Source organism: Stenomitos rutilans (assembly GCF_059505485.1).
In genome coordinates, this window is record NZ_JCACKR010000051.1 from 76,009 (window position 1) to 96,693 (window position 20,685).

At 51.2% G+C, this 20,685-nt stretch carries 15 protein-coding genes; 9 read left to right on the forward strand and 6 right to left on the reverse strand.

Annotated features, from left to right (window positions below; translation table 11 throughout):
• The first annotated feature begins 29 nt into the window (after positions 1–29).
• The gene (locus tag AC5JLP_RS08885) at positions 30–1,226 is read left to right on the forward strand and encodes a PRC-barrel domain-containing protein (protein ID WP_496067575.1); all 1,197 of its coding nucleotides are present in this window, start codon (positions 30–32) and stop codon (positions 1,224–1,226) included.
• A 43-nt stretch (positions 1,227–1,269) separates the two neighbouring features.
• Here AC5JLP_RS08885 and ppk2 read toward each other — a convergent pair whose 3' ends face one another.
• From ppk2 to AC5JLP_RS08900, 3 genes are all read right to left on the reverse strand, one after another.
• Positions 1,270–2,268 (reverse strand): polyphosphate kinase 2, encoded by a 999-nt coding sequence (gene ppk2, locus AC5JLP_RS08890; RefSeq protein WP_496067576.1) that lies wholly within the window; start codon positions 2,266–2,268, stop codon positions 1,270–1,272.
• A gap of 95 nt (positions 2,269–2,363) precedes the next feature.
• Complete coding sequence (locus AC5JLP_RS08895) at positions 2,364–2,969, reverse strand: TetR/AcrR family transcriptional regulator (RefSeq protein ID WP_496067577.1); 606 nt, start codon at positions 2,967–2,969, stop codon at positions 2,364–2,366.
• 17 nt (positions 2,970–2,986) lie between these two features.
• Positions 2,987–3,985 (reverse strand): aldo/keto reductase, encoded by a 999-nt coding sequence (locus tag AC5JLP_RS08900; RefSeq protein ID WP_496067578.1) that lies wholly within the window; start codon positions 3,983–3,985, stop codon positions 2,987–2,989.
• A 301-nt stretch (positions 3,986–4,286) separates the two neighbouring features.
• Between AC5JLP_RS08900 and AC5JLP_RS08905 the strand changes: the two genes are divergently transcribed.
• The 4 genes from AC5JLP_RS08905 to AC5JLP_RS08920 all read left to right on the forward strand — a co-directional run bounded on the left by AC5JLP_RS08905 (position 4,287) and on the right by AC5JLP_RS08920 (position 10,766).
• A complete protein-coding gene (locus AC5JLP_RS08905; protein ID WP_496067579.1) occupies positions 4,287–4,856 on the forward strand; it encodes an NADPH-dependent FMN reductase in 570 nt (189 codons plus the stop codon).
• A 612-nt stretch (positions 4,857–5,468) separates the two neighbouring features.
• Positions 5,469–6,734 (forward strand): efflux RND transporter periplasmic adaptor subunit, encoded by a 1,266-nt coding sequence (locus AC5JLP_RS08910; protein WP_496067580.1) that lies wholly within the window; start codon positions 5,469–5,471, stop codon positions 6,732–6,734.
• Between the two features lie 43 nt (positions 6,735–6,777).
• Positions 6,778–10,065 (forward strand): efflux RND transporter permease subunit, encoded by a 3,288-nt coding sequence (locus tag AC5JLP_RS08915; protein ID WP_496067581.1) that lies wholly within the window; start codon positions 6,778–6,780, stop codon positions 10,063–10,065.
• A 389-nt stretch (positions 10,066–10,454) separates the two neighbouring features.
• Positions 10,455–10,766 (forward strand): hypothetical protein, encoded by a 312-nt coding sequence (locus AC5JLP_RS08920; protein WP_496067582.1) that lies wholly within the window; start codon positions 10,455–10,457, stop codon positions 10,764–10,766.
• Positions 10,767–10,919: 153 nt separating this feature from the next.
• Here AC5JLP_RS08920 and AC5JLP_RS08925 read toward each other — a convergent pair whose 3' ends face one another.
• The gene (locus AC5JLP_RS08925) at positions 10,920–12,284 is read right to left on the reverse strand and encodes a vanadium-dependent haloperoxidase (protein ID WP_496067583.1); all 1,365 of its coding nucleotides are present in this window, start codon (positions 12,282–12,284) and stop codon (positions 10,920–10,922) included.
• 886 nt (positions 12,285–13,170) lie between these two features.
• Here AC5JLP_RS08925 and AC5JLP_RS08930 point away from each other — a divergent pair.
• The 4 genes from AC5JLP_RS08930 to AC5JLP_RS08945 all read left to right on the forward strand — a co-directional run bounded on the left by AC5JLP_RS08930 (position 13,171) and on the right by AC5JLP_RS08945 (position 16,756).
• Complete coding sequence (locus AC5JLP_RS08930) at positions 13,171–14,283, forward strand: glycosyltransferase (protein WP_496067584.1); 1,113 nt, start codon at positions 13,171–13,173, stop codon at positions 14,281–14,283.
• Between the two features lie 361 nt (positions 14,284–14,644).
• A complete protein-coding gene (locus AC5JLP_RS08935) occupies positions 14,645–14,872 on the forward strand; it encodes a hypothetical protein (protein ID WP_496067585.1) in 228 nt (75 codons plus the stop codon).
• A 451-nt stretch (positions 14,873–15,323) separates the two neighbouring features.
• Positions 15,324–16,010 (forward strand): pentapeptide repeat-containing protein, encoded by a 687-nt coding sequence (locus AC5JLP_RS08940; protein WP_496067586.1) that lies wholly within the window; start codon positions 15,324–15,326, stop codon positions 16,008–16,010.
• A 149-nt stretch (positions 16,011–16,159) separates the two neighbouring features.
• The gene (locus AC5JLP_RS08945; protein ID WP_496067587.1) at positions 16,160–16,756 is read left to right on the forward strand and encodes a zinc ribbon domain-containing protein; all 597 of its coding nucleotides are present in this window, start codon (positions 16,160–16,162) and stop codon (positions 16,754–16,756) included.
• Here AC5JLP_RS08945 and AC5JLP_RS08950 read toward each other — a convergent pair.
• Positions 16,707–19,115 (reverse strand): sensor histidine kinase, encoded by a 2,409-nt coding sequence (locus AC5JLP_RS08950; protein WP_496067588.1) that lies wholly within the window; start codon positions 19,113–19,115, stop codon positions 16,707–16,709. The genes AC5JLP_RS08945 and AC5JLP_RS08950 overlap by 50 nt on opposite strands.
• Before the next feature lie 329 nt (positions 19,116–19,444).
• Positions 19,445–20,299, reverse strand: a complete 855-nt coding sequence (locus AC5JLP_RS08955; protein ID WP_496067589.1) for a hypothetical protein — start codon at positions 20,297–20,299, stop codon at positions 19,445–19,447.
• Positions 20,300–20,685: the final 386 nt, after the last annotated feature.

Below are 20,685 nucleotides of genomic sequence, written 5' to 3' on the forward strand. Positions count from 1 at the left end.
GTTTGCAACCAGGAGGCGCAAGGGGCACGATGACAACCTTACCAGACGGAATCCGGCAGAGCGACTTGCTCAATCAGCTAGTGCTCGATCGCGCCACAATGGAAGAACTGGGACGAGTGGAGGTGATGTGGATGTATCCCTCTGCCCATCGAGTGTTGGGGTTTGTTTGCAAAGGGGGTGCTTTTGGAGCGAAGAAAACCGCCTTTAAGCTCGCTCAAATCAGCACGTTGGGGTCTAACGGTCTTTTGACCCAAAACCAGCCCGAAGAAACGGATGCAACAAAAGTGCGCCAGCTTGAAACGCTGCTCCATTGCGAGGTTTGGAGTGATACTGGCAACAAAATTGGCAAAATCACGGATTACTTGTTTAATCTCAAAACAGGCGCGATCAGCCACTACTTACTCGCCTCTAGCGGCTGGGCTGGCATTGCAGGCGATCTCTATCAGTTACCCCCAACCAAAATACTGAGCATTGGGCGTAAACGAGTGCTGGTGACGGATGCGGCGGGTCAAACGCTTGAGGTGTACCACAGTGGCATCAAACAGGCTCTAACGAAAGCAACATCTGTGTTGAAAGAAGACTATAGTCAGGCGACTGAAGAATTACGATCGCTCTCAAAGCAAGCGCAGGCCGCTACTGAGCAGGCAAAAGGACGCTTTCAATCCCTGACTGAACAGTTAAAAGACCGGGCGCGATCGCTCTCTCAGCAAGCACAAGAGACCCTTCAAACCATCAACGAGCAATGGCAAGAAGAAGCTCAGACGATCGTGGAACAGGCAAGAGAAAACAGCCAGGTGTTTGCTGATCGGATGAAAGAACGCACTCAAACCTTTGGTGAACACGTTGAAGATGGCTTTCACAGCTTGAGTGAACAGGTTGAAGACGGCATTCAAACGTTAACCGTGCAAGCGAAAGAAATCCTTGAACCTGTCACACCAGATTTGCCAGCGACTTCACCGCTGCAACCGATCAATCCTTTGGACTCGGTAAGCAAAGCGAGTGCAGAGGAAGAAACCACCAGGTCTACAACCACTGATTCAACTCTCACAGATCCCACTAATGCAGAAGACGATGGCGACTGGTTCGACGATGAACCCTGGATCGATGATACAAACGCGGCTACGATAACGGCGATCGAGCCACCTCCTTCCAAGCGCAGCCCAAGTCAGCCCCAAAAGGCTCCTTCAGAAGCTCCTGAGCCGGATGATGACGAACCCTGGATCTAAATTTCAAAGCAAGTTCAACCTTTAAGGCGAATTCAACGGTGCCTCAATACACTTGAGGCACAAAAAATTGCTCGTTGCGGGGTGGGCGCACGTAATCGTGGGGGGCACTCCTGCGTTTTGGTAGCTCTAATGGTTCTGGTGTCATATCAATGTAGGGAATTTTGCTCAAAATGTGACTGATGCAATTGAGGCGGGCACGCTTTTTGTCGTCGGCTTCCACTGTGAACCAGGGCGCTTCGGGAATATTAGTATGGGCAAACATGGCGTCTTTAGCCTGAGAAAATTCGACCCAGCGATCGCGCGATTCCAAATCCATTGGGCTAAGCTTCCAGCGACGGGCCGGATCGGTCAGGCGCGATTGAAATCGTCGTTCTTGCTCATCGTCGCTCACAGAAAACCAGTATTTCAGCAGAATGAGGCCCGATCGCACCAACATGCGCTCAAACTCTGGGCAGGTTTGCATGAATTCCTGATATTGCTCATCGGTGCAAAAACCCATCACATGTTCAACCCCAGCACGGTTATACCAACTGCGATCGAAACACACAATTTCGCCTGCTGCGGGTAAATGTGCAATATACCGTTGAAAATACCATTCTGTTCTTTCGCGATCGCTGGGTGTACCCAGTGCCACCACGCGGCAACCACGCGGATTGAGAGGTTCTGTAATGCGCTTGATGGTACCACCCTTGCCTGCTGCATCTCGTCCTTCAAACAGAATCACAATACGGGTGCCCGTTTGCTTGACCCAATATTGCATCTTCACCAGCTCTATCTGGAGATTAGCCAGCTCTTTTTCATAGGTTTTATTAGACAGCTTGGAACTGCCCTCTGCTTCAGAGATGTGATGAAAGATTCTTCGCTCCCTGAGTTGGAGTCTGGCTGGCTTGTGTGCTTCCTGCTGTGCGTCTGGCTGACTCTCCTTCTTGTCTTTCTTTTTGAGATCTTTCTTCTTAAGATCTTTCTTTTTAATATCTACTCCTGAAAGATGGTTCTCTGCATTTTCAGAGGTGGCATGGTGATGATGCTTTTTCGGTTTCATTTTGTAGGCGTAAGTCGATCGATTGTTTGTCAGCGAACGAGGCAGTTCAACAAACTAACGTTAACAAACTAAAGCCGCGTGATCCCACTGACAGGTCATTCGTGTAAAGCATTGGCTCGATCGGTGATCAGACCGACTAGCACTAACTGCCAAACGTGCGCAAAATCAGCATCGATCGAGGGATGGCTCCATTCATGGGCATGGACGGGATGATGAAAGCGAACCGTCGCGCTAAAGAGAGCTTTTGCCGCCTCATGGGCATCTGTAACCATCAACTCCTGGCTAGCAATGCCACTTTCAATGATTTGAGTGAGTTGCTGTATCAGGTCACGAACGTGCGCTTGCACCACGTCTCGCGCCTCTTCTGCGATCGCCGCGTAGGTGGCGAACAGTTCTGGATCATCCAATACTTTTTGCCGTTTCAGCTTCATCAATAGCTCAAACCAGCAATGCAACCGTTCGATCGCAGACCCCTGATCGGTAACAACGGCTGATAGCGGCGCGGCAACCCGATGCAACCACCGTTCTGCGACCGCATCACGCAACGCCGCCTTACTGGGAAAGTGACGGTAAAGGGTACCGTGGCTCACCTCTAGAAAGCGAGCCACATCTACAACCGTTGTTTTCGCGGGGCCATACCGCCGCAAGACTTCTTCTGCGGCATCAAGAATCCGCTCTGGTGTTAGCGCTACATCACTCAACGGTTGTTTTCCCTCGATTACACGTTCTCGCTATTGAGCAGTGCCATTTGACCCGGATCATAGCGATCGCCTGCCACAGCATCTGGCGGAATGGCCGCCTCAATTTGAGCCAGATCATCCTCACTCAATTGTAGATTCAGTGCGCCCAAAGCTTCCTCTAACCGATCGCGCCGCCGCGCACCAATCAAGGGAATGATGTCATTACCGCGTGACAGCACCCAGGCGATTGCTACCTGCGCGACCGTAGCATTCTGAGCCTGGGCAATTTCTCGCAGCGCCTCCACCAGGGACAAATTGCGATCGAGATTGTCGCCCGAAAAGCGGGGTAGATGCCCCCGAAAGTCTTGCGCAGTGCCCGATCGTTCTTTTGACCAATGACCGCTCAACAATCCTCGTGACAGCACCCCGTAGGCTGTGACGGCAATGCCTAACTCACGCACCGTGGGTAAAATCTCAGCTTCAATGCCCCGGCTCAGCAGCGAATACTCAATTTGCAGCCAGGAGATGGGATGTACAGCATGCGCCCGCCGAATCACCTCTGCACCCACTTCTGATAACCCAATGTGCCGGACATAGCCAGCTTGCACCATTTCGCCGATCGCCCCAATGGTGTCTTCAATGGGCACGGTTGGGTCAAGTCGAGCGGGCTGATAGAGGTCAATATAATCGGTTCCCAGGCGTTTCAGGGTGTAGGCCAGAAAGGTTTTGACGGCGGCTGGACGACCATCAAAACCAATGAAGCTGCCATCGGGCGATCGTAGCGCTCCAAACTTGACTCCAATAAACACATCGTCCCGTCGTCTTCCAGCAAGGGCTTCGTGCAGAAGTAGCTCATTGTGCCCCATGCCGTAAAAGTCGCCCGTATCGAGCAACGTGATACCCGCGTCGAGTGCCGCATGAATCGTAGCGATGCTTTCTTCTCGATCGGCAGGCCCATAAAAGTCTGACATGCCCATACAACCCAACCCGATCGCCCCTACCGTCGCACCATCTGTACCAATTTGACGTGACAGCATATTGTTTTCTCCGCTGTTGTAATGAAACGACTATAGCGAATCAAATTACAAAAAACAATATCTGTCAGTCAAACTTTGTTTTCATGACTCAAAGCAGAGAGCAGAAGGCAGAGGGCAGAAAAGGAAGTTTTGAGCTTTGCTTGTCCCCCTGCTTTCCTGCTTCCCCTGCCTCTCCGCTCCCCATTCCTGTTAACAAGGAACCCTCTATCATAAAAGTCATATCGATCATCTACTGGTGCAAACGAGCGTTACAGCTTGCTTTTATCCGTTGGATGTAGCTTCTCTTCATGGGCTAACCCACATGCAGCCTGACGCTCAACTCATACAAATTCTGGCTATTTCAGGAAGTTTGCGGGCGCAATCATCTAACACGGCCCTGCTGCAAGCTGCGATCGTCTTAGCACCTGATGATGTGAAAATTCGCCTGTATGGCGAGCTTGGTGCGTTGCCCCACTTTAATCCTGATCTTGAGCCGGATGAACCGCTAGCTGTAACCCGTTTGCGACAGCAACTGCGTGGATGCGATGGACTGCTGCTTTGCAGCCCTGAATATGCGCATGGTGTACCGGGGGTATTGAAGAATGCACTGGATTGGCTGGTAAGTGGAGAAGAGTTTGTCGGTAAACCGATCGCTCTTTTTAACGCTTCACCTCGCGCGACCCATGCCCAAGCGTCTTTAGTCGAGATTTTGACTGTAATGTCGGGGCAAATCGTTCCTGACGCCTCGATTGATGTGCCGCTTTTGGGTCGAAACCTTAATGCAGACCGGATCGTAGCTGATCCAGAACTCGCGATCGTCATTCGTACCGCGATCGTGGTTTTTGCGGACGCGATCAACTCGTTGCGTTTAGACAGAGCTGAGTCAGGTTAAGCGGTGTGACCCACCGAGAAGGAAGCTGGAGCTTGCTTGAATTGGATACCAGTAGGAAGTAGGAGCCTGGTTTCTAGAGAACCTCTTTCTAAAATCCGTCTCAAAGTAGATAGCAAACGTTTGTCGTTAACAAATATAGTCAGCACAATTGCTACCCTATCGGATGAGGCAATTTTTCAGCCAATGCACAACAATCGCCATATGTCTTTTTCTGACTGATTCAGCTTGGCTGGATAGCAGTGATATTGATGTATAGACGAGGGGATCACAACTCAAGCTTTCACAGGCTTAACTTGTTCGACACCGTTGAAGTTAAGCAAGTCTCTATGGCTATAACGCTACGTTTCAATTGATTACGACTTACGCATTTGCCTCCAAACCCCTAATTCTGGGGGGCTAATTGGCTCGGTTCTCCCTTTCTTGTAGCTTGCTTCCCGAAGGGTATGCCCAAGGGCTATGAATTGGGGGCTAAGGGGCGAAAGATGACCGCTTTTGCGTAAGTCCTATTGGTTTCTATCGTTTAGTATGCGATCGCCCTTGCGACATTTCATCGCCCTTTAGCCATGTGTCTCGACCAACGGCTCGTGAGCTTTTTCATATTTGGAGGTTAGCGTGCAACGATACCCATTCCTTGGTGCATTACTCTTGCTGTCTCTAAGTACAGCGTCTTGTAGTAAAAACGACAGTGCTGCTAAAGCGAGTGGCCCGCCGCCCTCTCAAGTGCAGGTGCAAACCTTGCAGAATGGCACCCTACAGGACAGCATTGAGTATATTGGCACGCTACAGGCAGAAAATACGGTGCAGCTTGTGCCGCAAATTCAGGGACGCATTGGACAAATCTTGGTGCAACCTGGCGCAAGGGTTGATCAAGGTGACCCCATTTTCATTCTCAATCCAGACGATACGCTTTCGCAGGTTAGGAGTGCCCAGTCTACGATCGGGGTTAATCTTGCGGCTCGAAATACGGCAGCAAAGCAACTTCAGGCATCAAAGTCGGCTCTAGCTTCGGCTCAAGCGCAATATGAACTGGCAAGGGTCAATAATCGCCGCTATCAGCAGCTCTACAGAGAGGGTGCGGTCGGCGCAGCAACTGCCGATCAATATGCCACGACTGAAAAAACGGCTCTGGCGACGGTAAGGCAAAATCAGGATGAGGCAAGTGCGCAACAGGCTGCCGTTGACCAGGCCGATGCAACCGTCAGTAAATCACAGTCTGATTTGGATACCGCTCAGGTGAGCTTGAACTACAAACGGGTGGTGGCACCCATCTCAGGCTCAGTCGGCAATATTACACTCAAGCCAGGGGACTACGTCACGGCAGGGCAAACTCTCACCACCATCAACCAAAACAACTCGTTTGATCTGCAAATTCCGGTGCCGCTGAGCAAGGCCGGGCAGGTGCGCACAGGGCTAACGGTTGAGTTGCTTGACCCCAGCAGTGGCGAGCGATTGGGTACAGGAAAGCTATATTTTGTCGCTTCACAGGCCAATGCGGCAGATCAGTCCATTCTCACGCGCGCGCGGTTTCCAAACGATGGTAAGAAACTACGGGATGCGCAATATGTCAGGGCGAGGGTGATCTGGGCAACCAAGCCAGGGGTCATGGTGCCTGCGACAGCCGTAACGCCGATCGGGGGGCAAAATTTTGTGTTTGTGGCCGAAGACAAAACGGATGACAAGGGGAAGAGTCAGACGATCGCGCACCAACTGCCCGTCACGTTGGGGAATATTCAGGGGCAATCCTATCAGGTGTTGAAAGGGCTAAAACCAGGCGATCGGGTCATTGTGTCTGGCGTGGCTAAATTGCGTGATGGTGCACCGATTACGCCTCAAGCAGGTGGTGCTTCCGGTGCCTCACCCACCAATGCCGCCAGTTAGTTGAGTCTAGTTTGTTGATTTCAGTTGTTAAGAGGCAGCCACTGTGATTTTATCCATTGCGGATACGTTTATTAAACGTCCGGTGCTGACAACGGTCTGCACGATCGTCATTTTGTTGCTCGGAGCGGTGAGTTTGCCGCTCTTGCCGATTGAATATGTGCCCCAAATTGCGCCCATTCAGGTGCAGGTTACGGCCAGCTACGTTGGTGCTGATCCAGAAACGATCGAGACGACCGTGACCACTCCCATTGAGCGGAAGCTGAACGGCACCCGCGACATGCAGTATTTTTCCTCGACCAGTGTGGCAGGCTCCAGCAATATTGCGGCCTTTTTTGGGGTGAATACCAAGCCCAATGAAGACCAGGTAAACGTGCAGAATAACTTGCAGCAGGCAACACCGTTGTTACCTTCATCGGTTCAGCAGCAGGGCATTGTGGTGAAAACTGCCTCTCCCAGTATTCTGGTGGTTTATGGCTTCTTTTCGCCGAATGATGAATATGATGCGACCTTCATTAGTAATTACGTTGACCTTTACGTCACAGATGAAGTGGCGCGGATTCCAGGCGTTGGTCAAACAAACGTGTTTGGGCAGCTTCAATATGCCATGCGGTTCTGGCTTGACCCCAATGCGCTGGCTAGCCGCAAAATTGCTGTTAACGATGTAGTGAGTGCGATCCAAGCCCAGAATGTGGTAGTGGGTGGTGGATCGATCGGGTCTGAACCTGCGCCCAAGGGGCAACAGTTCCAAATTCCACTCAAGCTACAGGGGCAGTTTAAGAGCGTTGCCGATGCCGAGAATATTGTCATCAAAGTGGGCAGTGATGGTACCCAGACAAAGCTGAAAGATGTGGGACGCGTTGAATTAGGCGCACAGTCTTACAGCAGTTCTGCGAAAATCAACGGCAAACCTGGCGTGGCGCTAGGGGTGTATCAGCTACCCGGCAGTAATGCGCTGGATGTGGCAAAACAAGTGGCCGCCAAGATGGAAGAGCTGAAGCAAAGCTTTCCACCGGGCATCGAAACAGAGTTGGTCTACGATACGGTGAGCTTTATTGAAGAGTCGAATAAGGAAGTCATCATTACGCTGGCAGAGGCAATTGTGCTGGTGATTCTGGTGATTTTCGTCTTCTTGCAAGACTGGCGGGCTACGATCATTCCGACGATCGCCATTCCCGTGTCGTTAATCGGCGCGATGATCTTTGCCAAAGTGTTTGGCTTTTCCATCAACAGTTTGACGATGTTTGGGCTGGTGCTGGCAACCGGATTGGTGGTAGATGATGCCATTCTGGTGGTGGAAGCCGTCGCCGCGAAGATGCAAAACGAGGGCATGACGGCCCGGCAAGCCAGCTACGAGGCGATGAATGAACTCACGGGAGCCATTCTTTCGACCTCGCTGGTGCTGATGGCGGTTTTTGTGCCCGTTGCCTTTTTCCCTGGTGCGACGGGTTTGCTGTATCGGCAGTTCGCGTTGATTATTGCGTTTTCGATCGCCGTTTCCACCTTTAATGCCTTGAGCTTTAGCCCCAGTATTGCGGCCATCTTGCTGCGACCACCGCAGGAGGCCAGTGGCCCTTTAGGCTGGTTTTTTAACAAATTCAATCGGGGCTTTAGCTGGGTGCGTGATCGCTACATCCGCACAACGGAGTATTTAATTCGGCTGCGTTACTTAGTGATCGGCATTTTTGCCCTGGGGCTGGTCGGCACCGTTTTCATGTTCAGCGTGGTGCCAGCGGGTTTCGTCCCAGCCGAAGATCAGGGATCTGTGCTGGGGTTTGTGCAGGGGCCGAACATTGCTTCACTACAATACACACGCGATATTTTGGATCAGGTGCATCAATCGGTGGTGAGTGTGCCAGAGATTGAGTCTACAGCCGAAATTAGCGGTGCTGGGTTTAACGGTAATGCGGCGAATCAGGGGATCTTTTTTGCCCATTTCAAGCCCTGGCACGATCGTCCCAAGGCCAACCAAACGGTTGCAGCCATTCTTAAAAAGTTGAATGGCGAACTCGCTGGCAAAATTACGGGTGCAACAGCCGTTGGGTCTAGTCCTCCCGCCATTCCAGGATTTAGTCCGTTGGGTGGCTTTAACATGCAGGTGCAGGATACCACGAATGGTCGCCTGTCGTTCCAGGAATTTGCTGCCAATGCTCAAGATATTCTGAAAGAAGCCAATCAGAGCGGCATCTTTCAGCCCCCAGGAGCGTTTACCCAATTCAGTGCCAATACCCCACAGTACGAAATTGACATCAATCGAGATCAACTGAATGCCCTGAACGTGAATTTCGATGACGCGTTGACTGCACTGAGTACCAGCATTGGTTCAACGTATGTGAACCAGTTTGTTTTAGGCCCGCGCTTTTACCAGGTCTATGTGCAGTTAGACGCGCAGTACCGCAGTAAGCCAGAAGATCTCAAACAAATCTATGTGCGATCGAGCAGCACGACGGGCACCAGCAATATGGTGTCACTGGATCAGTTAGTGACGATTAAGCCATTTACAGGGCCAGCCGTCATTTCTCACTTCAATGGCTATCGTTCCATCTTGCTGCAAGGCACGCAGTCATCAGGGTACAGTAGCGGTCAAGCGATCGAGACCATTAGCAATGCGTTCAAAAAACTAGCCGTACCGGGGATCAAGTTTGAGTGGGCAGATTTGACCCGGCAAGAAATTGCGGCTGGAAGTCTGGGGCCGTTGATCTTCTTGTTTGGCATCATCATGGTGTTTCTGGTGCTAGCCGCTCAGTATGAGAGCTACATCGATCCCATGATTATTTTGCTCACGGTACCATTAGCCATTTTGGGTGCGCTGGGTGCTGTTGCCCTACGGCGATTTATTGATCCAACCCTGTCGAATGATGTTTACTGCAACATTGCGCTCGTCATGCTGATCGGTCTTGCCAGTAAAAACGCCATTCTGATTGTGGAATTTGCTAACCAGGCGCGTGAGGAGGGTCAGTCGATCGTTCAGGCGGCCTTAACAGCAGCAGAAGAACGGCTCCGTCCCATTTTGATGACAGCCTTTGCGGCACTCGTTGGCTTCTTTCCACTCGTCACGGCAACTGGGGCAGGGGCAAACTCTCGTCACTCGTTGGGCACGGCGGTCTTTGGTGGTCTGCTCGTCGCGACGTTTCTCAGCCTTCTATTCGTACCAGTCCTTTATGTGGTAATTAAAACTCTGGAAACTCAATTCCTCGACAGATCACGGCCAAACAGAAACAAGCCGCCCGATGGATCGCCTCCTCATGCCGAACCTGAAGCATCCCATGATGGCATGAGTGAAGCACCGCAGCCAGAAGCCACTCGAAGGATTCAGGGTGAACCACTCAGTTAACCAAAAAATCCGTTGCAAAGGCTCTATAAGATGAATGGCTTGAAGACCGCGATCGCGGTCTTTTTTTCTGCTTTTGTGCTGGAACAGACTGCCGCGTGAAGAGACCCCGATTTCCGAGCTTTTGAGAAGCTGAAGAGACTCACTTCCACCAAACCTGGAGGATAGAAGGGCGCTTTGATTGCAATGGCGATTGCAGTCTCAAACGAAATATTACAGGTTTTTTCATCTGCTATAGTATTTCGCAAAAGCTTGCCATAATCAAAGCAAAAGCTAGCATTCACTGAAGCAAGAGCGTGCATTCGATCGATTGGTAGAACGCCACTCTGTCTGGGAAAACTTTCAGTACGCCATACACACGTCGCGAGATTAGTCTTGCGAGGAGAACCCAAATGAACACGAGACGCATTGTTTTTTCGGGTGTTGTAACGTCAGCCGTTGGGGTTGGATTGGGTTTGGTCATGCTAAATCTGGCCCCCTGCCCTTACTCAAGTGACCTCTATCGAAACTTGAAGCAAGACTATCTCATCATTGGGGGTGTCATTGGTTTGCTGTTTGGCGCAGGACAAGAGACGGTTCGCCAACTTAAGCGGCAATGTGACGAAGAAGACGCGATCGCCGATCAACAGGTGAAGACGTTGCGCCCGTTGACATCGCTAGAGTTAACCCGTCAGTTCAACAACGGGTCGCGCTACAAGCTATAGCCAGGATGACTGCGGGTTCAGGGTATGGAATATAGGATCCGGTGAATGTAACCATACCTTGAATGGCTGTATCGCTAATCATGTACGAGCCGTTGCTAACAGCACATACCGCCAGCAATGGCTACCTTTTGGTATGGACTTTTCGACGACTCGCTAGCCTTTTAAGGGAAGCAGGGCATGGTTGAAGACATAATCGCCTACTTGCTTGCCCAACACATCGCCTTGCGAATCCGCCGTGCGGGTATGTACACCACCCCAAATGTGGGCCTCTCCCAGTTCTTTAGCAATCTGTGAAAAGGTGCTAAAGCTGCGTGTTACGCCTACATTGGCTGGAAAGATAATGCTGACGTTAACAGCGTCATTGCCAAAGAAGTTTTGAAGAATGCGTTCGGCTGCACCTGCGGTCACACAGTGCCCAGAGATGTAATCGGGGTGGGCTGGCGAAACAATAAGTGGTTCCCATGTAGGATCAGGAGTAATGTTAGGATTCCCAATGGTATCTGCATTGCGAATCGCAGTTACAGGTCGCCAGAGCTTGTACTTGTACTTCACGTCATAGCCTGCAATGTAAGCATCAACGCCTGCAATGTTGAGGAGCGCAAACAGGCGAGCATTCTCGATCAGCGTATTACCTTTGGCGATCGCCGCCGCACGCGCCGCTGCATTCCAGATGACAGCAGGGGGGGCTGGTGACCAGATGGCTGCGGCTGTTTGGTCAGGTGTGCGGGCAGTGCTGTTTCGTCCGCCTAAGCGTTTGACCTCATTCAATTCTTTGGCATACGCATTGCTATTTAATGGCAATGGTGCAGCAATTTTAAACTGATCCGCACGTTGAATCGCAAACGGTTTCACCGTACCCCATTGGGGCAGCAAGGCAGGAGCAAAAGCAGGCAGTGTGGGTTGCCAGATGCCAGGACGCGATTCTGCCTTGTACGTTCCTTTCTGATCGGCTCCATCCTTGCTACGAAGGGCAACTAATTGTTCGGCCACTTCCTGACCAACCTTAATGCCATCCTCTTTTGCTTGCCCTGCCGCAATTTTTGCTAGTGAAGTTGTCAACGCCGCATCAAACGCTGTTTGTTGAGACGGGTAAAGGCGCACAAGCACGTCATGTCCTGCTGTTGCGGCGGCCGCCTCAGCCGATGCTCCCGCAGGTGCTTTAACCTCAACTGCATAAGTGGCATAGCGGCGATCGATTGCATTCACTGCATCAAAAATGGCTGCATGCACGATCGCCAAACCGCGATATTGTTGCGGAGCGGGTGGGGCGGGTAAGACACTCAGCGCAGTAGCATTCCAGTCCAAGACTGCATCAGTGGCTTTGTTCGGTTGAGCTGATGGTGCAGGTGCTACTTGTGCTGGCACTGTTTGTGCTGGAGTCGTTGGCGCTGTTTGAGCTTGGGCAGGAGTTGCTAGTTGCAGCAGGCTTGTCACCGTTAAAACGATCAGCAATGAGGCTATAGCCAGTAGCCCAAAGCGTTTGATCGAGAGCCGACCATTCACTAAGACAGATCTCATTTCCATACTCCTGATACCTATACACCTAATATTCAGTCGGAAAACCGTATTTAACTATGGCAGATGATATAACGCCAGCTCTGCTTAAGCAACCGCAACGGCAGGTATAGTAAAAAGCAGAAGGCAAAAGGCTGAGGGCAGAATGTAAAAGGCTGAGGGTAAAAGAAGTTGCTGGTTGTAAGCCCCAAGGCCTTCCAGGCACACCAGAAAGGGTGTACCAGAAAAGTGGTTTTTAGAAGCAAGCGGGACAGTGGAGCGTTGAAAGCTGTAGTTTGCTTTCGTTTTACGGTTGGCTGACGGCTGTCTGCTGATGGCTCAAAATGAAAGGCTGAGGGCAGAAGGTAAAACCGCGCCTAGTACTACAGTTGTAGATTGCTAGAAAGGTTAGGTAGGAAATGCACAAAAGTTTTTTAACAGGACTTACGCAAATTCTCTAAAACTAGCCCCCCAGTCCCCAAATTTGGGGGAGCAAGCACTCAAAGTCCCCCAGCATTGGGGAATTTAGGGGGCGACTACGTAAGTCCTATTTAATGACTCCAGGCTTCAGTTCAGTTCTAAGGACAGCCGCCGCAAGTGTTTCAAGCGAAGAGGTTCAAGCCTGGGGGGAACAGTTTAATCGGTTGCATGAGCGGATTGCTCCCCACTTGAAACGGGTAGACACCAGACAGCACGCCCAAGCCTCTCTGCAAAGGTTGTTGAGTTCGATTGAGCGCCAACCACTAGTCTGGTTTGTGAGGACGGGCGCGGTAAGGCTGATACCTCAAGGGTTCTGAGCTTAATTGCTAACGCGCCCTAAGCTTGATGAGTGTGAATGACAGGTAAGCTGAGACGACAATGACCTCACTTTCTCCCGTGCTTGTTAGCGCGATCGCAAAGGATAGTTGGCATGAAAGTTGCTCTGGTTCATGATCATCTCCGCGAATATGGCGAGGCCGAACGCGTGCTGCGCGTGCTGCATCAGATGTATCCCGATGCGCCCGTCTACACAGCGTTTGTCGATCGCGCCCAATTAGGCGATGCGATCGCGCTTTTTGATGGTTGGGATATTCGCACAGCACCCTCTCAGCAGCTACCGGGCATTGCACGCCACTACCAGGCGTGGAGACCATTCGTGCCCTACTGCTGGGAAGCGCTAGATTTGTCCGAGTACGATTTAGTCCTTTCGTCGTCTGGAGCGTACCTGAGTAAAGCGGTGCTTACTCGTGCCGAAACGCTCCACGTTAGCTACTGCCATACTCCGCCCCGTGACCTGTGGGATTTACTCCCCAAAGAGCACGATCGCCGCTGGTATCAGCATTGGGCTGAAACCCATCTGCGGCAGTACGACTTCTACACTGCACAACGGGTCGATCGCTTTGTCACCAATTCTGAAATGGCAGCGCGGCGCATTCGCAAACTGTATCGTCGATCAACTGCCGTGATTCCACCACCTGTTAAGGTTCGAGGTCGTGGCGAAGCCGGAAACGATTACTACTTATATGTAGGGCCATTGACCCAAACCCAGCAGGTTGATTTAGCCATTGCGGCTTGTAATCAGCTTGATCGTCCGCTTTGGCTAGTGGGTAGTGGGAGCGATCGCGAACGGCTTCAGCACCTGGCTGGTTCACAGATTCGCTTGCTTGGTGATCTGCCTGAAGACGCCATGATCGACGTTTATGCCCATGCAAAAGCTTTAATTTTTCCGTGTCAGCATGCCGATTTTGGGTTTGCCCCAGTGGAAGCGATGGGGCACGGTGTCCCTGTGATTGCCTCCGCGTTGAGTGGCCTTCGGGAAGTGATTCTCAACGATCGTACAGGCTTACTATTCTCGCAACCTACCGTAGAAAGCTTAAGCAACGCGATCGTTCAATTTGAAGGGCGGCGCTTTTCTGCACAAGCATGTCTTGAGCGGGCACGTGAGTTTGCTGAGCCTGTCTTTATTTCCAGGCTGGAGTGGTTTATTGCCCAAGCGATCGACGACCACAGCGCCCACCGGACACAAGAGCCGCTTGACCAGTAAGCGTAATTTCTGTATGAAGATTCTGCTTCTGTCGTTTACAACTAGTTGGGTGATGTTATCGTCTGCTCATCTGGGCATACTGCTAGTATGAAGACTGATAAAGAAAAATTTGGCGAGGATTGCCTCTGACAAGGGCTGGGTTTAGCATAAGGCATCAGTGGTTTCCAGAACTGGCAACTGCTTTTAGTGATGTCACGCTTGACTGTAAGCGTCGAAGCGCTAAGATGCATGAGAGGTAGCGTTGGCTATTTTGCTGTTGTCTACCAGTCTTTAGCAGTTCGTCTTGTCTTTGAAATGCACGCTCATTTGTCCTGAGAAAGGTTAGCGCCTTTCCGCTTGAAACGTACCCCCTTTCATTAACATGCTACGACCGGAACATCGCCAATTTGACAGCCTGGATCGCCTCACTGCACCTTCTGATCGTGGGACGTTACCATCAGGTCGGCAAACTAGGCTTTTAGATGAAGCGTCTGACGTTGAGGCATTAATGAAAAGCTTGATGCCTGAGGGCATCAGTCCCGCCAAGCAGGCCGTGATTGAGCGATTAATTGAGATGTGGGTTGCAAAGTCTGAGCTTGACGTTGCTTAACCGTTTTCTCTCATAAGTGTCTCCAAGCAAGATTTGCTCTGATGCTCAGTGATCAAGTTTTGTTCTAGTCGTAGACTTACGTATTCTGACTAGAACCTCAAAGGTTTAAGCAAGTACATGCAGTGACGATGCTTGGTGAAAACCTCCGAGGTCTGCGTAAGTTCTGTAGTCATGAAAAAAGCTTGATTACAGGCGAGAACTGATCGCCGTCGATTTTGCGATCGCAAATTTTTCATTTCCTGACAATTTATTTGTAATAAACCTCATCTACAATAGAGCATGAGGTTTTTTAGCATTCATGTTTTAGCGTTAAGCCGTAGTGCTATTGGGAGTAAGCAGCCAGCATTAAGGGCAACATTGAGGTCATTGCGAAACGGGTTGAAACTTCACTGTAGTTTTAGCCAAATGTGTTCCTCGATTACTGCCCAACATTCAATGGGCAGTTTACAACATGGTTAGTGAAAGATCTCTGAGGCGACTTCGAGAACTGATTCAGCGCATCGTAGAGGCAGAAACGGACGATTTCTTTGAACTTGCCAAGATTGCTGGCCTGAATCCTTCTAAAGACTTTTCGACCGCAAATTTAAGCGGGCTTGATCTGCGCTCTGCCAAACTAGCAGGAGCCAATTTCATTGCGACGAATTTTTCGCAAGCAAATTTGGTGAATGCAGATTTATCAGAAGCGAGCTTAATCAACGCAAATCTAGCAGGTGCCATGCTGGTGAATGCAAATTTGAACGGTGCAAGCCTGGTGAGTGCTGACATGATGAGGGTCAATTTGGTAAGAGCACAAGTGCTAAGCGCTAATCTTACCGGGGCAAATCTGACGAAAGCCAATCTAAACCATGCTGATTTGCGCCGTGCAGTCATGATTGGTTGCAGGCTAGACGATGCCAGTCTTCACCTCGCCTCTTTGAATCACGTAGACTTGCGCCGATCGAGCTTGACCAAGGCTGATTTCACGGGTGCAAACCTTTACGGCACTAATTTGAGCAATGCTGATTTGCGGTGGGCTGACCTGAGTGATGTTAACTTAGCGGGTGCGATCTTTGAGCAGACGTTGATGGGCAGGAATCAGGGTTTGACGCGAGCTGTTGTAGCAGATCTGATGCGCCGGGGTGCCATTTTTGAGCGTTAGCAACGGCTGACTGGTAGCTGGTCTCTAAGTAGCCTGCTGTCCTTTTTGTAAGCACAGCAGGCAAGCGACTTTGCACAGAAGATCAACCCATCGCGCAAATATCCCTGGCACAATAGAGATGAAGTGAGCTGTAGTGTGCGGTGCTAACGATGGGATACCTTTGTGACCTGGGTTCTGGACAGACTGTCTACCTTGAAAACGTGCAGCACCAAACGCTGGTGACGGTTGCTAGCAGCTATCCAGGGCAGCAGCAGCAGTCCAGTAGCGGGTTTCAAACGGGTTCCTGGACGGCACCACCAGAAGTATTGCGATCGACGATCGGACTCGTTGTGAAGCTATATACCGATCAGGGCGAGTGGTTTATATCAATTCAGGGCAGCCGTTTGAGCGTGTTGAATGAGGCCCCCTCTTTGGCAGAAGCTCAACCGTTACAGGTTCAATCTGTTGCACACAAGCCTGGGGACTCTAGGCCCACAATGCCTTCGATACAGCCTATGCCGCTCATGACTCCAATGCCGCCAATGACGATGGGCAATATGCAGATGGATCGAAACACCATGTCGATGCAGATGGGTTCTATGCACATGAGTATGAACCCGATCGCACCCTCAGCGTCTAAAGCCTCTCAAACTAATACTGCTGGCTCTCATACGGCAGACGAACAGCGAAATTTTTGTAGCCAGTGTGGGACGGCCATTACCCCTGGCGATCGCTTTTGCGCCCACTGTGGGCATCAACTTGGCTAGGCCATTGGGGTTTTGCTGAGGGAGCATGCCCTGCCTCCAGCGCCTGTTCTGCCAGGGGTAACGTGAACCAAAATTGAGAGCCTTTACCAGGGTGGCTCATGACGCCAATGTGTCCGTTATGGGCTGCAATCGTTTGCCGACACTGATGTAATCCCAACCCAATACCTGTCAGATGCTGATTATCGATTCCCCGAATGTAGAGGTTGAAGAGGCGATCGCACTTATCTTGGCTCATCCCTTGCCCATCATCAGCGATGGTGCAATACAGAATACGGGCAGCGGAAACAGGACAGGGGGCAATGGTTGCGTTGATGGTAATAGTTAGTCCGGGCGCGTTGTGTTTGACCGCGTTTCGCAGTAAGTGCTCAAAAACCTGCTGGAGTTGATACGGATCGGCATTGATAGGAGATAAGTCCGGTGAGAATTGCTGCTTGAGGTTGACCTGGTTTTCCTCAAACAGCAACTTGAGGTTAACCAAAGCCTGATCTACAACCTGATGCAGGTGAATGGGCTGACACTGGAGCACGGTTGCAGGCTTATCGTCTGTGTGGCCTTCTAGTAACGCACTGAGCAGGTTGAGCTGATGATCGCAGCTTTGAATCATGCGATCGACCTTGACGCATGGTACCGGCATAGCCTCGCAGCCGCTATTTTTGCTTCTTAAACTTTTTAGCACCATGAGCATACCCTGCACTGGGGTGCGTAAATCATGAGCAACGGCATGCAGCAGCAAGTCCTTGACCTGATTCAAGCTTTGTAGCTCTTGCATACGCTCTTGCAATTCAGCCGTGCGCTGCTGGACTTGCCCTTCTAAGCTAGCTGCAAGGGTTTGTAGGTGCTGATAGAGTTGCCCCTGCTGAATGGCAATTTCAACCTGAGTACCCAGTTGTTTCAGTAAATTAATTTCTAGCGGCTGCCAGTAGCGGGGTGCGGAGCATTGATTGACCATCAGAATGCCAAACATGCTGTTGCACACCATAATGGGAATGCCAATGCTTGCTTTTACCTGGCAGTAGTGATGGTATTCAACCAATAGTGGAGGGTCTTCAACATGCGTTGTATCGTTGATGGCTTTAATGGGTTTGATACTGCACGGTTGTTCCAGAGATTCCTGTTTGAAGAGTGTCTCAATCGCTTGTGCTACCCGTTGGTCCGCGATCCATCCTCGCACGGAGGCCCAATTGGGAGCCACGGACTCTGCTACAGCAAGACAATGATCCGACGCATCCAGGCGCATGATGAACACTCGATCGGCCTGTAAAAGCTGCCGGACTTCGGCCACGGCCGTGTGAAGGATTTCTTCTAAATCTAGCGATCGCCGAATGCGTTGCGCGGTTTCAGCCAGTAAGCGTTCACGATCGGCGGCAAACCGTAGTTGAATCTCTGCGTGCTGCCGTTCGGCGATCGTGGCCGTCAGCATGAGCGCGAGGCCCATTGTGACCCCAACAAACGCTTGCAGTAGAAAAATCGCCTGCGTTGTATCCCCGTTCGCATCCATCAACAGTAGGCCTTGCTGTTGCGCTAACCCCCAAAACGCAAAGCAGGAGACGATGAAGCCGCTCAGTACAGTGCCTCGTTGCCCGAACCGCAATGCAGCCCAAATCATCAACGCGATGGGCAGATATTCCAACGGGTAGCGCGGCACTCCGGCCTGTATCGGCGCACAAAACACAAGCCAACTGAGCGTAATCAGCAATGTGATCCAGACCAGTGCTTCAAAAACGCGCCACCGAAAAAGTTTATTGTGCTGCCACGGCTGCTTTCCGACTGTGACCAGGCGTTGCCAAAGCGGACTGTTCTGCTTGGATACGTTTGCCTTTGACAACGGTTGGCTTAACCAGACCAAAAGGAGCGGCGTCATGACTAAAATGCCGATCCCGTCACCCAGCGCGATCGCCCACCAATGGGTACCAAACCGTTGCCAGGGCTGAAGGCCAGCCGCACAGGCGTTTAGCGTACTGATGGTAGCATTTAGCGTTGGCGAGACAACAACGGCCAGTGCCAGAAAACTCAGGGTATCTCGCAGACTGTTTAAGGCCAGGGAGCAACCAGCTCGTAGCAGCAGGACTTTACCCACGATCGCGCCAACCGTCATGCCAAAAGCGGCCACGGCTGCTACGATCCATGCGGCCCCAGCGGATAACGCCAGCAAAAAGCCTCCCAGACTAATGCCCACCCACGCATGACGATTGCCTAAAAGCAAGACACCTAGCGCAATGCCCGCCGGAAACCAAATGGGCGATGCTTCTAAAGGCAAATGAGTAACAAAACCCGTTAGCCTACCTGAAAGAAAGCAGGCTAGCGCGATCGCGCTGAGCTTGAGCAAGTATGCTCCCAGTTGCACTAAACCACGCTCCATAGATAAACAGGCGATCAGCGGCCCATACCGACTAAACGGTTGAGTTTCATCTCTTCTCGCATCCCATCCCGACTGTACCTGGTTCTAGAGTCGCGTGCCAAACGAATGTATGACTTCACCCATGTGGATGAGTAGGCTGAGCGGCAACCGCAGATGCGCGTTTCTACTCACTAATGAGCGATCCATCTTACTAAACTTCTTTCCAGGCCAGCCATTATGTTTTGAAGGCATGAAAAGTGCCGTCTAGATTAGCTCTAGACGGCATTGAGACTCGTAACGCGATCGCGGCGCAAGGCAAGCTGTTCCTTTACGCTGCGATCGTGTCGATACTACCGGGTTCTGCCGCTGTTATCATCTGCGGGAGATTGACGGGTTTCATTACCCGTTGGTTGCTGTGGCGACACCTGTTGGGATGACGACGGCTGTGTATCGAGGTTAGGCTGACTGGGCGCTTGGCGGGTTGATGGTGTGACTGATTGAGGACTCGTTACACCATTGGGGCATAGCGCGATCGTAGTGCTTGCCGCAGAAGATGACGACTGGTTGTAAGGTTGATTACCTGTGGTAGAACGCGTGGAATCGTTAGAACTCATGGTTGAACCCATGTTGCCATTCAGGCTAGCACCGCTTCTGTAGTTGGAGCGCTCTTCGTTAGAGCTGATCCGACTGCTAACCATTCGATAGTCATCAGGATTGTTAGCCGCTAAAACTTGCTGACGGGCAAAACCACCGGTCGTAGCGCCCCCTTGTGAGAGTACATCGCCATAGGCACTGCCCTGGTTATACGAGCTGGTTTGGCGGTTGGTGTTGGCGGAATCAGCCGCTTGCACAGCGGAAGCATTAGTCGAGGGGGTGTTAGCAGCGTTGCCTGATGTTTGACTGGAAGAGGACACGGTTTGGTCAGAGGAAGAAATGCCTGTCCGTGGATCAGACTGGTTAGGCAACTGAGCCGCTGCTGGGGCCGAAGCATCTGGTGTTGCTGTAGTAGACGGCTGGTTCGCCTGATTGGAAGGTATACACTGCGATTGATCGATATTTGAGGGGGTTTGAGCCAGGTCAATACCCGTGTTCGTCATACCCACAGAGCTACCTGCTAACGCGGGCAAGCCCAAAAAGCTGCTAGCGGCGATCGCGCTCAAAAGTGCTGTCGTCTTTCGTGCCAGATGATTCTTCTGCATATTCATTAGCTATCTCCTTCGATTACTGCACGCAAGCTCGAAAACGGCGGTGTAGGCGCTGGGCGTCGTCACACTTCCTCTAATCAAAAATTGGGAAGGCCGCTTCACTGCCTAAAACACGCGATTGTTCTGATGCGCTTGATACAGATGAAGCATAGAAAGTTGAGCGTAGCATTATCTCCGTCTAGAGTTGGATCTACCCTTTGGCCTTAAGTTCTATTCGCCGTGCTTGCAAAGTTGGTTGTTAATGCCTTTGGGAAACTGGTAACAAGTAAGATTTCAGGTTGAAGGGGGTGCATGAGTGCATAGGCAATGGAATGTTATTTTCCAGAGATCCCTTAGGATTATGGATTCAATAAAACCGGAAATCATAGTGATTGCGGCTTAGCAGT

Excerpts from the sequence above, each read along its gene's own strand:
- AC5JLP_RS08885 (WP_496067575.1), top strand. The coding sequence starts at position 30 with ATGACAACCTTACCAGACGGAATCCGGCAGAGCGACTTGCTCAATCAG.
- ppk2 (WP_496067576.1), bottom strand. The coding sequence starts at position 2,268 with ATGAAACCGAAAAAGCATCATCACCATGCCACCTCTGAAAATGCAGAG.
- AC5JLP_RS08900 (WP_496067578.1), bottom strand. The coding sequence starts at position 3,985 with ATGCTGTCACGTCAAATTGGTACAGATGGTGCGACGGTAGGGGCGATC.
- AC5JLP_RS08905 (WP_496067579.1), top strand. The coding sequence starts at position 4,287 with ATGCAGCCTGACGCTCAACTCATACAAATTCTGGCTATTTCAGGAAGT.
- AC5JLP_RS08920 (WP_496067582.1), top strand. The coding sequence starts at position 10,455 with ATGAACACGAGACGCATTGTTTTTTCGGGTGTTGTAACGTCAGCCGTT.
- AC5JLP_RS08925 (WP_496067583.1), bottom strand. The coding sequence starts at position 12,284 with ATGAGATCTGTCTTAGTGAATGGTCGGCTCTCGATCAAACGCTTTGGG.
- AC5JLP_RS08930 (WP_496067584.1), top strand. The coding sequence starts at position 13,171 with ATGAAAGTTGCTCTGGTTCATGATCATCTCCGCGAATATGGCGAGGCC.
- AC5JLP_RS08935 (WP_496067585.1), top strand. The coding sequence starts at position 14,645 with ATGCTACGACCGGAACATCGCCAATTTGACAGCCTGGATCGCCTCACT.
- AC5JLP_RS08940 (WP_496067586.1), top strand. The coding sequence starts at position 15,324 with ATGGTTAGTGAAAGATCTCTGAGGCGACTTCGAGAACTGATTCAGCGC.
- AC5JLP_RS08945 (WP_496067587.1), top strand. The coding sequence starts at position 16,160 with ATGGGATACCTTTGTGACCTGGGTTCTGGACAGACTGTCTACCTTGAA.
- AC5JLP_RS08950 (WP_496067588.1), bottom strand. The coding sequence starts at position 19,115 with ATGGAGCGTGGTTTAGTGCAACTGGGAGCATACTTGCTCAAGCTCAGC.
- AC5JLP_RS08955 (WP_496067589.1), bottom strand. The coding sequence starts at position 20,299 with ATGAATATGCAGAAGAATCATCTGGCACGAAAGACGACAGCACTTTTG.